The following is a 13,818-nucleotide window of genomic DNA, read 5'->3' on the forward strand; positions in this document are numbered from 1 at the left end:
GTGACTTAACTAAAACAAAACAACCCCAAGCACCAAAAACGGCGACTTGAGGTTGTTTAATCTAATATTGGCCGAAGCCAATATTAGGAATTACAGGTCGAATTTAACTTCGTCTAGAAGCTTGATTGCAGCTTCGTGGTGATCTGCAATTTGGTCTAGAGAAATAGTATCTGCCTTGAATTCACCCCAAGAAGCTACTAGCTCAGAAGGTTTAACATCAGCTTTAACTGGGTATTCGTAGTTTACTTCTGCGTACATACCTTGTGCTGTGTTACCAGATAGGAATTCCATTAGCTTAACTGCGTTCTCTTTGTTTGGAGAGAATTTAGCCATTGCCATACCAGAGATGTTTACGTGAGTACCCGTCGTCTCTTGGTTAGGGAAGTTGATGTAAACAGCGTCAGCCCAAGCTTTTTGCTCTTTATCGTTAACCATCTTACCTAGGTAGTAGCTGTTACCAAGAGAAACGTCACATAGACCTTCTTTGATAGCTTTAACTTGTGCACGGTCGTTACCTTGAGGTTTACGAGCTAGGTTAGCTTTTACGCCTTCTAGCCACTCTTTAGTTTCAGCTTCGCCTTTATGAGCAATCATAGAAGATACTAGAGAAACGTTGTATGGGTGCTTACCGCTACGAGTACAGATTTTGCCTTTGAATTCAGGCTTAGCTAGATCAGCGTAAGTGAAATCTTCACCTAGACGACCAACACGGTCACGTGAAGAGTAAACGCTACGAGTACGAGTTGTTAGAGCAAACCACTCGTTGTCCGCATCTTGGTACTGAGCTGGGATGTTCTTTTCTAGAACGTCGCTGTTTACCGCTTGAACCAAACCTTTTTCAGTTAGCTCAGATAGACGGCTGATATCAACAGTTAATACCACGTCTGCAGGGCTGTATTCGCCCTCTTGAGCTAGCTTCTCTGCTAAACCTTTCTTAGCAAACTTAACATTCACCTCGATACCTGTCTCTTTTGTGAACTCATCGAACATTGGCTCAACAAGGAAAGGTTGGCGGTAAGAGTATACGTTTACTTCTTCAGCAGCCATTGCTGCTGGTGCGATTGTGCTGCACGCAAGAGCTGAAAGAGTTAGCAGTTTTTTCATGATTCAATCCTTTTTTGCATAGAAATGATAATATTTATCAGTTGCATTATTATATGTATCATTAGATTAAACACAATGTTAAACATAAAAAAAACCTGCTCATCAGAGCAGGTTTCAAGTAGGTTAAGTGTAAATGTTTGTAAATTATTTTACCGACACAAATTCTGGGTAAGCGCCTACACCACAATCGTGCATGTCCATACCTTCCAGCTCTTCGTCTTCACTTACACGGATACCGATTGTCGCTTTAAGCACAGCCCATACCGCTAGACTCGCACCAAATACCCAAGCAAAGATTACTGCAGCACCTAGTAGTTGAGCACCGAATGTTGCATCTGCGTTGCTTAGTGGCACAGCCATTAGACCGAAGAAACCACACACACCGTGTACTGAGATAGCACCTACTGGATCATCAATCTTAGCTTTGTCTAGAGCGATGATGCTGAATACAACCAATGCGCCAGATACCGAACCAATTGCTACTGCGAATAGAGGTGATGGTGATAGAGGGTCTGCAGTGATTGCTACTAGGCCTGCTAATGCGCCGTTAAGAATCATTGTTAGGTCTGCTTTACCCCAAGTTGTTTTACATACTAGTAGTGCTGCGATTGCACCCGCTGCTGCTGCTGCGTTGGTGTTAAGGAAGATTTGACCAACTGCTGTCGCGTTCTCGAAGTCTGAAACCATTAGTTGAGAACCGCCGTTGAAACCGAACCAACCGAACCAAAGGATAAATGTACCTAGTGTTGCAAGCGGCATGTTTGAACCAGGGATTGGGTAGATTTCACCATTCTTACCGTATTTACCTTTACGAGCACCCAGTAGTAGAACACCTGCTAATGCAGCAGCTGCGCCAGCCATGTGTACAATACCTGAACCAGCAAAGTCACTGAAGCCTGCTTCTGATAGGAAACCACCACCCCAAGTCCAGTAACCTTCAACAGGATAAATGAACGCAGTTAGTACTACTGAGAAGATTAGGAATGACCAAAGCTTCATACGCTCAGCAACCGCACCAGATACCACAGACATTGCTGTTGCAACGAATACTACCTGGAAGAAGAAATCTGATTCTAAAGAGTGGTCTGCACCTTCACCTTGAGTACCAATCAGAGTACCGAATGATGGCAACCAACCGCCTTCACCGTTATCCACATACATAATGTTGTAACCAACAACTAAGAAAGCAGTACAAGCAATCGCGTACAAGCAGATGTTCTTAGTTAAAATTTCTGTGGTGTTCTTTGAACGAACTAGGCCAGCTTCTAACATCGCGAAGCCTGCTGCCATCCACATTACTAACGCACCTGAAATGAGGAAGAAAAAAGTGTCTAGTGCGTAACGTAGTTCCGTTACTGTTGTTGTAAGTTCCATATTAAAGTCTCCAGTCCTTGTAATTCTTTAAAGTGCTTCAGCATCCATTTCACCAGTACGAATTCGTACGGCTTGGCTTAGGTCATACACAAAAATTTTGCCATCGCCGATTTTTCCGGTGTGTGCCGCTTGGCTAATCGCTTCAACAACTCGGTCAACATTTTCAGCTTGAGTAGCTATCTCTAGTTTTACCTTTGGTAGGAAATCTACTTGGTATTCCGCACCACGGTACAATTCAGTGTGTCCTTTCTGACGACCAAAGCCTTTCACTTCAGAGACCGTCATACCTTCAATACCCACATCAGAGAGAGCTTCACGTACATCATCTAATTTGAATGGCTTAACAATGGCATTTATTAGTTTCATATTCGTTCCTTAAATTCTTCACTTAATCCGTTAATTCTCTTATTACAATCCAAGTAGCGTGCCAAAAAGTTAACCTATTGATTTTAAAGAATATAGAAATAATAAAGCCGTAATAACAAAAAAGGCCGCACCAATATGGTGCGGCCTTTTCACTATCTTAATGCGTTGCACTATTGTTGCTCCAGTTTTGGGCAACAAGGTCTCAAAAGCTAAAATAGAAACAGAATATCGAGCTTAGAAAATCAAAGACTAGTAACCTAGAAACTCCATCCAACGCTCAATCAGTAGCTCGAAGTCATCGATTCCACAGCTTGCTTGGCTCTCGCAGTTATAAAAGTCGAACTCACTGCCCTCTTCCATCTCTTGCTCGTGGCCAAGTACGTTTTCTTGAATCGTCACTTCGTCTTCATTGATAGCTAAACTGATCTCTTTACCAAGCAAGGTCACTTCATTGCTCAGATCCTGTCGAGATTGCTCAATAAGCGCCATTACATTTTCTAGTTTCTGCTTATCTTTACCGATCTCTTCTTGTAGCCAGCGGCCAACGATCTCGTGCCCCATGCTGCACTTTACATAGTACTCGCCCATTAAAGTGTTTCTTGTAAATTCAAATTCCATAAAGGCTCCGCGCACTAATGACAGATAGGGTTAAAAATGAGGCGAGAGTATATAGCGAAGTCATCAATAGATCGAGTCGCTCGTCACCGAACATTCAGACATAAAAAAACGCCTACCGAAGTAGACGCTCTATCATTTGGGTTTCTCTAAATAGTTGGAGTAGCAGCTAGGCGACAAGTACGTTCATCCCTATGAGCATAGAAGCTCTATGTAATTAGGGTGAACGTACGCCGTCAACAACGCTGCCGCTACAAATATGACGAGGAACTAGGCTGGTTCTTGGAAAATAACTGTATCTGCTTTTTCCGTGTACTGACCCATTTTATGGAAGTTCAGGTAGCGGTATGTATCTGCAGCCGTTGCATTAATCTTCTCTGCGTACTCTAGGTACTCTTCTTTTGTTGGGATACGACCAAGAATCGCACCAACCGCAGAAAGTTCAGCAGAAGCTAGGTAAACATTCGCACCAGTACCCAAACGGTTCGGGAAGTTACGAGTAGACGTAGACATTACTGTCGACTTGTCTGCAACACGTGCTTGGTTACCCATACACAGTGAACAACCCGGAGTTTCGATACGAACCCCTGCACGGCCGAAGATGCCGTAGTAGCCTTCTTCTGTCAGCTGGTCTTTATCCATCTTAGTTGGCGGAGCAACCCATAGGCGAGTGTTTAGAGAACCATTGAACTCTTCAAGCATCTTACCTGCAGCACGGAAGTGACCGATGTTCGTCATACAAGAACCGATGAACACTTCTTGAATCTCAGTGCCTTGAACGTCAGAAAGAAGACGAGCATCATCTGGATCGTTTGGAGCACATAGGATTGGTTGATCGATGTCAGCAAGGTCGATCTCGATAACGTGAGCGTATTCAGCGTCTGAATCAGCAGACAGTAACTCAGGGTTAGCTAGCCACTCTTCCATAGCTGTAATACGACGTTCGATAGTGCGAACGTCACCGTAGCCTTCAGCGATCATCCACTTAAGCATCACGATGTTCGAGTTCAAGTACTCAGAGATAGACTCTTCAGAAAGCTTAACCGTACAACCTGCAGCAGAACGCTCAGCAGATGCATCAGAAAGTTCGAATGCTTGCTCAACAGATAGATGTTCAACACCTTCAATTTCTAGTACGCGACCAGAGAATTCGTTGATCTTACCTGCTTTCTCTACAGTCAGTAGACCTTGCTTGATACCGTATAAAGGAATCGCGTGTACTAGGTCACGTAGCGTGATACCTGGCTGCATTTCACCTTTAAAACGAACCAAGATAGATTCAGGCATATCAAGTGGCATAACACCCGTTGCTGCCGCGAATGCGACTAGACCAGAACCCGCAGGGAACGAAATACCTAATGGGAAACGAGTATGCGAGTCACCACCTGTACCAACAGTATCAGGAAGAAGCATACGGTTTAGCCATGAGTGGATAACACCATCTCCCGGACGCAGTGAAACACCCGCACGGTTCATGATGAAATCAGGTAACGTATGGTGAGTGTTAACATCAACCGGTTTCGGGTATGCCGACGTGTGACAGAAAGACTGCATCACTAAATCAGCAGAGAAGCCAAGACATGCAAGGTCTTTAAGCTCATCACGCGTCATAGGACCCGTAGTATCTTGAGAACCTACGGTTGTCATCTTAGGCTCACAGTACTGACCAGCACGCACGCCTTCAACACCACATGCTTTACCTACCATCTTCTGAGCAAGCGTGTAACCTTTATCAGACGCAGAAGGGTCAATTGGTTTAGCAAACATATCCGTTTCAGCTAGACCTAAAGAGTCACGAGCACGACCAGTTAGACCACGACCGATGATCAGTGGAATACGACCACCAGCACGAACTTCATCTAGAAGAACTTTGCTGAGTTCGAAGTTTGAAATCACAGAACCGTTTTTGTGAACAACACCTTCGTACGGGTAGATATCAATGATATCGCCCATGTTCATGTCTTGTACGTTCAGTTCGATAGGTAGTGCGCCTGAATCTTCCATTGTGTTGTAGAAGATTGGAGCAATTTTACCACCTAGACAAACACCGCCAGTGCGTTTGTTTGGTACGAATGGGATATCTTCACCCATGAACCAAAGCACTGAGTTTGTCGCAGATTTACGAGAAGAACCTGTACCAACAACATCACCAACGTAAGCCAGTGGAATGCCATCTTTTTGTAGTTCTTCAATTTGAGTAATTGGACCAACGTTACCCTGGTCATCAGGAGTAATGCCTTCACGCTCCATTTTCAGCATCGCTTTTGCGTGTACTGGGATATCAGGGCGTGACCATGCATCTGGCGCTGGAGATAGGTCATCGGTGTTCGTTTCACCAGTGACTTTGAATACTTTTACTGTGATTTTTTCTGCTACTTTATCTTTCGCTGTAAACCATTCAGCATCAGCCCAAGATTGAAGTACTTGTTGTGCAGCAGCATTGCCAGCTTTCGCTTTCTCTTCTACGTCGTAGAATGCATCGAACATTAGGAGAGTGTGAGACAGTGCTTTAACAGCGATAGGAGCAAGCTCAGCATCATCAAGCAGAGATACTAGAGATTCGATGTTGTAACCACCTTGCATAGTACCAAGCAATTCTGCAGCTTTTGCTTTGCTTACTAGCGGAGATGATACTTCACCCTTTGTGATAGCCGTAAGGAAACCTGCTTTTACATAAGCAGCTTCATCTACACCCGGTGGAATGCGGTTTTCTAGTAGGTCAAGAATGATTTCTTCTTCACCTTGAGGTGGATTCTTCAGAAGTTCAACTAGGCCAGCAACCTGCTCAGCATCTAGTGGTTTTGGAACAACTCCCTCGGCAGCACGTTCTTCGACGTGTTTACGGTAGGCTTCAAGCACGACTTTTTTCCTCTCATTGCGGTTCACTTCTTACCTTCATAATTGTTAGTAAAATAAAGAAGTGAACATCCTTGGAAACTTGGCTCTCCATTGCCATTTTTGTCATTCAATTTGTATTGATGAGCGGCGTCATAGAGGCCAAACTGTGGGCGGTAGAATAGCAAATTTAACGTTAAATTAAAATCTTATCATTTTGACCAACATAGCAAGTTAAGACGAAAGTCCCACTATTTTTGCCTATTTACGCACTTAAATGACGACTCTGCGCATGATTATTTGTAAGAGGTTCCTACAATCAAGTAAACCGAGTCGAAGTTATCTTCCGTTCGTCCATAAGCTAATATGATTGGCCCAATTGGCGAATCCACACCCGCGAAAACAGACCCAGCTGTATACATTGGCGCTTCATCAAGCCTTAAATCATTGTTCGACCAGACACCACCATGTTCAATGGATGCGCCCACGTAGAACGGTGATTCAAAAAGACCGAAGTCATTTTCAAACCACTTATATCGATAGATCAGACTGGTGTACGCCAAGTTCTGACCGATTAAGCTATTTCTTGGGATACCGGATAGGTTAAGGAAACCACCTAGCTCTTTAGGGTCGATAGGAAAAATCGAGTTCTTACTCTCCACAATGCCATAATCGACCTTTCCGACTAAAGTATGTCTTTCATAACTTTGTGCAGCCATGAAATTCGCTGAAAACTCATAAACAGTATCACTCTCAGAGGTGAGTTCAGTGTCATTGATATTAGTATCATTCTGAAAGTCGTCATGAGAGACCAGATATTCCAAGTCGACAAAATAGCCTTCGGTAGGCAAGCTAAAGTTATCTAAAGTATCCAATCGATAACTGATGAAACCGCCAATACGTTTGTACCCACCGTTACCAAGAGAAGGCAGCGAAGCCACCTCCACATCACCATCGGTATAACGCGCGCCGAATTTCAGCTCTTGCCACAAAGTGGGTTGATAGCCCAACGCGATTTCACCAATGTATTCGCTGTATGTCATAGGGAAATAGTCTTGAGTTACATCCAGAGTAGGTTCTTCAATCTCATCAATGTCCACTGGCAAATTTCGGTTTTGCTTACTGTAGACAATCGAAGCTGAAGTAAATAACTTCTGACTAGAGAAGAAAGGCGAAAAGAGTTCCGCCTCAATTCGTTTATCCGTACCCATCTCGATATTGGTTCTTAACTCCGCACCGTGCGAGTTAATATCGGTGAAGTTAGCCGAAAGACCGATCGAGTATTGGCTTGTGGTAGAGAAATCATCTTCAAGAAAGAATCGGAAGTTAAGGTAGTTAGGCCCCCATGACTTCTCATCCACATCCACATGAAGTTGCTCTTCACCATCAACCGTATCAAATTCATAAGTCACGAGTTCAAATCTATCTAATGCATAAAGATCTTGCACTTTAGATTCGATTTCACTGGTTTTCAGAACCTCACCAGCATCGAGGTTTAAGCGGTTTTCAAGCAGCTTGTCTGAATAGTGGGTGTTGTTATTGATAACCACCTTGTCGATCACGGTTTTATCACCGTGCTTCAGCTGTCTACGAGCCTTCTGCTTGTCATCAATATAGTGTTGGTAGTCTGCATTCGAGAGTGACAACTTAGAAAGCTGTTCTGTGTACTGCCTAGTCGCTTCATACCCAGCATGATAAGCCGTCGGCATTTTATCGAACTCTGTGGTTTCCATTTCTCCAACATCAGGGCGTAGGAAGAAATCATGGTCCGTTAACGTAGCGGCTTGCTCTTGAGTACTGCGTTGAACTAAGTAATTAGAGAGTTGGTCTGCGGCAGCAAGAAAGTTAGTGAAGTCTTCTTTGCTCTTGTAATTTGTACTGATATCAACAGCAATGACGATGTCTGCACCCATCGCTCGGGCAACATCCACAGGCATGTTATTGGTCACACCACCATCGACCAGCATTCGCCCATCGACTTCATAAGGTGGAAGCGCTCCGGGTACTGACATACTCGCCATCATGGCATCAACGAGATGACCATGGTCAATGACGACTTCTTCAAGTTCGATGATATCGGTTGCTACAGAACGGTATGGGATAGCAAGGTTGTCGAAAGAGTCGAATGAAGATAGATTGCCGGTGGTCTCACGCAGGATACGCAACATATTCTGACCTTGAACCACACCTTTTCTCGCTTTGATTTCCCCCCAACCTAAACCGAGGTCGGTGTTCAATTGATAGCGATCTTCATACTCTTTATCACGTACACGGCGATCACTACGGTTAACGCGATCGCGATAGCCGCGATTCCAATCAACCGTATAAATAAAACTTTCAATCTCGTCAGCGCTCATTCCTGTCGCATAAAGACCGCCAACGTAGGCGCCCATACTGGTACCAGTGATGTAATCGACTGGGATCTGCATCTCTTCTAAGGCCTTAAGCACACCGATGTGGGCAGCACCTTTCGCTCCCCCACCAGCAAGAACGACAGCGACGGTTGGCCTTTTATGAGCTTGTGCAAGCTCAACGTGTTCTGATGAAACAACCTTTGCCGCAGTTGCAGCAAACAGTTGAAAACTGATCACTGTACCTACAACACCTAAGCTGCTCACTAACCAACGAGAAATCATTCTTTAAACTATCCTTGTCATTGTTTTCTGTTACGACTTTACCACTGAAAAAGCTTCTTTAGCCACTGTTTTGGTTGACTTTCACAGCCCTTTTTAATGTTCCCGCCTTCATCCCAAACTGGCAATTTAACGGTACCATCACAGTCAAACTCTAACGCGCCTTCAGGAGTTCGAGTAAAGCTGGCGGTCGCAATCCCTGTCGGCCAAGGCAGCAATAACTGTTCTGGTGTTCTTTGCTTCAGGTAATCGGCATAGACACGCAGCGCACCGCTAGAACCTGTGAGTTTAGTCGGTTTATTGTCATCACGCCCGAGCCAAATCGTCGTCACTTCACGACCATCAACCCCAACAAACCAACTATCGCGACTGTCGTTACTGGTGCCCGTTTTACCGGCTAACCCTGCCCATGCAAACTGACCTTGTAGGAAGCGACCCGTACCTTCCGACACCCCACGTTTCATCGCATAGGTTGTTAGCCAAGCGGCTTGCTGGTCAACACTTTGCGATACGCGAGGGATTGATTGATATAGAACCTCACCATCATTATCAATCACTGAACGAAGCGCAGACAGCGGTGCGATACGGCCAGAGTTAGTGATTGTCTGGTACATCTGTGCTACTTGGAATGGTGTCAGTGAGAATGAACCCAAGAACATCGATGGAACTGGGCGAATCTCATTTTTATCGACACCCAGTTTTCCAATCGTATCTGAGACACTATCAATACCTAACTGCATTCCCAATCGAACCGTTGGCACGTTATAAGATTTCGAAAGTGCCACATACAAAGGCACCTCTCCGCGGAACTTACGATCGAAGTTTCTCGGGCTCCAGACGCTGCCTTTACTGCCTTTCAAGCTGAGTGGCGTATCCATCAAAGTCGTCGCAAGCGTGTACTTTTGTGGCTGCTCTAATGCCGTCAGATAGATTGCAGGTTTGACTAATGAACCAATTGGGCGACTTGCGTTCAAGGCACGGTTAAAGCCATCGTAGCCAGTACGCTTGCCCCCTACCATCGCACGGATTTCACCAGTATTTCTATCTACAGCAATCGCAGCCGCTTCAAGTTTGTCACCTGCAGTTTTGGATAGATCTGGTACCTTACGCGCAATCGACTTCTCTAGCTTATCTTGAGACACCGGATCAAGAGAGGTAAACACACGTATCCCTTTCTTAGCTTCAAATCGGTCTCCAACGTACTTTTTCAGCTCGATGTTTACCTGTTGGAAGTAAGCAGGCTGTCGGCTGGCAATGCGCGGGTTGTCTTGAATATCCAAGTCACGGCTTGCTGCCTCTTCATACTGTCTCGGAGTCAAAATATCTTGCTGCATCAACAAGCGAAGAACCAGATCTCGTCGAGTCTTAGCGCGTTCAGGATAGCGAACAGGATTGTAATACGACGGCCCTTTCACCATACCAACAAGCAATGCTAACTGATCGATGCGCAGCTCTTGAATCGGTTGACCGAAGTACAAGCGAGATGCTAAGCCGAAACCATGGATGGCTTGACCGCCATTTTGACCAAGGTAAACCTCGTTTAGGTAAGCTTCTAGGATACGGTCTTTGCTGTAACGATGATCCAAGATCAGTGCGATGTAGGCCTCACGAACCTTACGCCACAGAGTGCGCTCACTAGATAGGAACAAGTTCTTCGCCAACTGTTGAGTCAGCGTACTACCACCTTGTACCGTGCGTCCGGCTTTAACGTTTACCACCATCGCACGAGCAATCGCCAATGGCGAAACCCCATCATGCTGGTAGAAGTTTCGGTCTTCGGTCGCCAGTAGCGCATCAACCATCACTTCTGGGAATTGGTTACGTTTTAAGAACAGTCGCTGCTCATCGTTGCTTTTTTCAAGCATACCCAGCATTTTCGGTTCAACACGCAGATAACCCATGTCGCCTTTTTTCTCTAGCGACTGGATTCGAGTTAATTCATTGCCATTGAAGTGCAACATCACGTGACGGTCGGCTTCCGGCCCATCAACAAACTCGAACGGACGACGGATCATCTCAATCTTGGTTGAAGAAGAAGAGTACTCACCCGGGTGACGAGGAGAATTCACCTTACGATAATTAAGTACATCCAGTTCATTCTTAACCTGTGTCAAACTCACCGCAGTACCCGGAGACAGGTCCAACACACGAGCATAAACAACGGTAGGCAAATCAAACAATTGACCTTCAAAGCGCTGCTTGACCACAGAATCTAGATAGATACCGACGAACAACAACAGCGCCGCCAAGGCTAAGCCCGCTTTCCACGCAATGCCCCAAAGGATCTTCAACCAACCTCGGTTACCCGTTTTTTTGGCTCTTGGTTTGGTCTTCTTCGCAGCCGCTCTCGGTTTTCGAGGCTTGGCTTTGGTCGCTGGTGACTTCTTTGCTGGCGCTTTTTTAGGTGGTGCCTTTTTTGGCGTTAACATTTTGGTCATCATCGGTTCAACTGTCGTTTGGTTTTAGTGGTTGCTACATGGTTAGCAGGATCATCGGGCCAAGGGTGTTTTGGGTAACGGCCTTTCATCTCTTTTTGTACTTCTTTGTACGCGCCAGCCCAAAAGCCAGCTAAATCTTGAGTGATTTGCAATGGTCGCTGCGCTGGAGAAAGTAACTCAAGTACGACTTTTTTACGACCTTGCGCTATCAATGGTGAGTCTTGCTCACCAAAGACTTCTTGCATTCGCACCGAGATCACAGGCTCCGATTGATAATGGTATCGAATCGCTTTTTTACTGCCTGTAGGCATCACGTAATGCGTCGGTAACCATTGGTCGATTTCTTGATTCAACGGCCAACCAAGGTACGCCGACAGTGCTTGTTCAATGGAAACATTCGACAACCCTTTTGCTGACTTAATGCCATTCAAATACGGCGATAACCAAGTATCTAGATGTTCCATTAAGCTAGCATTATCCATCGCAGGCCAATCATGCTCTGGCATCCAAAGCTGGGCGCAGCGTACACGCTCAACAAGCTGCTTAGTCGCTGGCGTCCAATGTAAATGATCAAGCCCACATCGAGCGATATAATTGAGTAGCGCTTGGCTCGCCTGATTCGCACTCGGCTCTGGTAACGCTTTGGTACTGATAATCAGTTTGCCCAAAGAGACTCGCTGCTCGGCAACTAAACGGCCACGTTTTTCATCCCAATCCGCATAATCTGAACAGGCGAAGAGTTTTGGAAATGCTTCTTCTAACTGTGCAATATCAACGGCGGTTGCCAAGAAAATCTGACTGGCTCGTCCTGTGCTGCGCATCAAATCAATCACCACGATGTAATCGTTGTTCGCCAATGGATCATCGTCACGAACCTCAGCGCCGTGACCATTCGCAAGCAGGAAAGCACTACTTGTTGCGCTTCTCGCTTGAGCTATTCGGTCAGGGAATGCAAAACAAAGCACTAATGGTAACAATGATTCATCAAGTTGTGACAAATCTACGTGATGATTGAGTTTGCTGGCGAGACTTTTCGCTCGCTGCATCACCACGCTGTTTTTCGAATGTTTTCTTTGCTTAAGGCGATGTAATGAATGCTGAATATCGGTGACGTTGCGTTCAGGCTCTTCAAGTAAAGCGGCGGCGACAATCGCCGCATTCAGCAATGCTTGGCTGCCTTTTTGCGCTTTTATAAGCATGCTGGCGATACGTGGCTCAAGGCCTAAACGTTGAGCCTGTTTACCTAGCGCTGTAAATTGGCCATTGCTATCTAATAGCTCAAGGCTTTGCAGTAGTTGCTTGGCTTGCTCAACTGAAGCTTGTGGCGGAATATCTAGCCATTGCAACTCATCTGCATTTGCAGCGCCCCACTGCGTCAACTCAGCCACCAGCGAAGAGAGATCTGAATGTAGAATTTCAGGCTCAGGTACAGCGGGTTGCTGCATTAACTGCGTTTCGCTGTACAAGCGAACACATAGACCCTCTTCAATTCGCCCTGCACGGCCTGCACGCTGCTCAGCGGAAGACTGCGAGATTTTCACTTGCTCAAGCTTGGTGATACCTGTTTTCAAATCAAACTTGGCGACTCGTTCAAGGCCAGAATCCACCACTAACCGAATGCCCTCAATGGTCAAAGAGGTTTCAGCAATATTGGTGGCCAACACCACTTTTCGACGCCCTTTCTCAGATGGTGCTATCGCTTTCTGCTGTTGAGGAAAACTGAGTTGACCATACAAAGGGCACACATCGATATCGCTAGAGAGTTGTTCTAGTTGAGACTCCACCTGCTTAATTGCAGAAACGCCAGGCAAGAATGCTAACAACGAACCGGATTCCTTCTCCATCAAAGAACGGATCACATTCGCCATTTTAGGGGCTAAATATTCATTACTACTGAGAGGCTGATAACGAAAGTCGACCGGAAAAGTACGACCTTGAGATTCAACATATTTGGCATTCGGCAATAAAGATTGCAGCGCTTGTTGATCTAACGTTGCCGACATCACAACCACTTTCAGATCATCTCGTAGCGCCTCTTGGATCTCTAGGCTAAAAGCCAAAGCGGTATCGGCATGAATGCTGCGTTCGTGAAACTCATCGAAGATCACCATGTCCACCCCTATCAATTCAGGGTCAGTTTGGATCATTCTTGTCATGATTCCTTCGGTAACGATCTCCAAGCGAGTTGCACTGCTGGTTTTAGATTCACCACGAACTCTAAAACCTATGCTCTCCCCGACCTTCTCTCCCAACTGGCTCGCCAAGTAAGTCGCAATGTTTCTTGCCGCCAAACGCCTAGGCTCAAGCATGATAATTTTGCCTTGAACGGCATTAGTCTTAACCAGCTGTAAAGGGAAGAATGTTGACTTACCTGCACCGGGAGCGGCCTTTAGAATAAGTTGAGTGTGTGTTTCTACGCCAGCGAGCAGATCTGGCATCACAGCTTCTATGGG

The 13,818-nt window shown here is 45.6% G+C and carries 8 protein-coding genes; all 8 read right to left on the minus strand.

Annotated elements, in window-relative coordinates; all coding sequences use genetic code 11:
- Nucleotides 1–90 precede the first annotated feature (90 nt).
- Complete coding sequence (locus tag FLM53_RS05070) at nt 91–1,104, minus strand: Fe(3+) ABC transporter substrate-binding protein (protein WP_176680413.1); 1,014 nt, start codon at nt 1,102–1,104, stop codon at nt 91–93.
- A gap of 144 nt (nt 1,105–1,248) precedes the next feature.
- Nucleotides 1,249–2,478, minus strand: coding sequence for an ammonium transporter (locus tag FLM53_RS05075; protein ID WP_017633251.1), 1,230 nt, complete (start codon nt 2,476–2,478; stop codon nt 1,249–1,251).
- A 27-nt stretch (nt 2,479–2,505) separates the two neighbouring features.
- Nucleotides 2,506–2,844, minus strand: coding sequence for a P-II family nitrogen regulator (gene glnK, locus FLM53_RS05080; RefSeq protein ID WP_004738200.1), 339 nt, complete (start codon nt 2,842–2,844; stop codon nt 2,506–2,508).
- A 249-nt stretch (nt 2,845–3,093) separates the two neighbouring features.
- Nucleotides 3,094–3,462 (minus strand): YacL family protein, encoded by a 369-nt coding sequence (locus FLM53_RS05085; protein WP_132762108.1) that lies wholly within the window; start codon nt 3,460–3,462, stop codon nt 3,094–3,096.
- Nucleotides 3,463–3,729: 267 nt separating this feature from the next.
- The gene (gene acnB, locus FLM53_RS05090) at nt 3,730–6,318 is read right to left on the minus strand and encodes a bifunctional aconitate hydratase 2/2-methylisocitrate dehydratase (RefSeq protein ID WP_132969751.1); all 2,589 of its coding nucleotides are present in this window, start codon (nt 6,316–6,318) and stop codon (nt 3,730–3,732) included.
- Between the two features lie 272 nt (nt 6,319–6,590).
- Nucleotides 6,591–8,930 carry a patatin-like phospholipase family protein gene (locus tag FLM53_RS05095; RefSeq protein WP_176680414.1) on the minus strand — a complete coding sequence of 780 codons (2,340 nt, stop codon included), beginning with the start codon at nt 8,928–8,930 and terminating at the stop codon, nt 6,591–6,593.
- Nucleotides 8,931–8,968: 38 nt separating this feature from the next.
- The gene (gene mrcB / locus FLM53_RS05100; RefSeq protein ID WP_176680415.1) at nt 8,969–11,368 is read right to left on the minus strand and encodes a penicillin-binding protein 1B; all 2,400 of its coding nucleotides are present in this window, start codon (nt 11,366–11,368) and stop codon (nt 8,969–8,971) included.
- Entirely contained in the window at nt 11,365–13,803 is a 2,439-nt protein-coding gene (gene hrpB / locus FLM53_RS05105) for an ATP-dependent helicase HrpB (protein WP_256099353.1), read from the minus strand. Before hrpB ends, mrcB begins: the two co-directional genes overlap by 4 nt.
- Nucleotides 13,804–13,818 lie beyond the last annotated feature (15 nt).

The organism is Vibrio sp. Scap24, assembly GCF_013394185.1.
GTDB classification, from domain to species: Bacteria; Pseudomonadota; Gammaproteobacteria; order Enterobacterales; family Vibrionaceae; genus Vibrio; species Vibrio pomeroyi.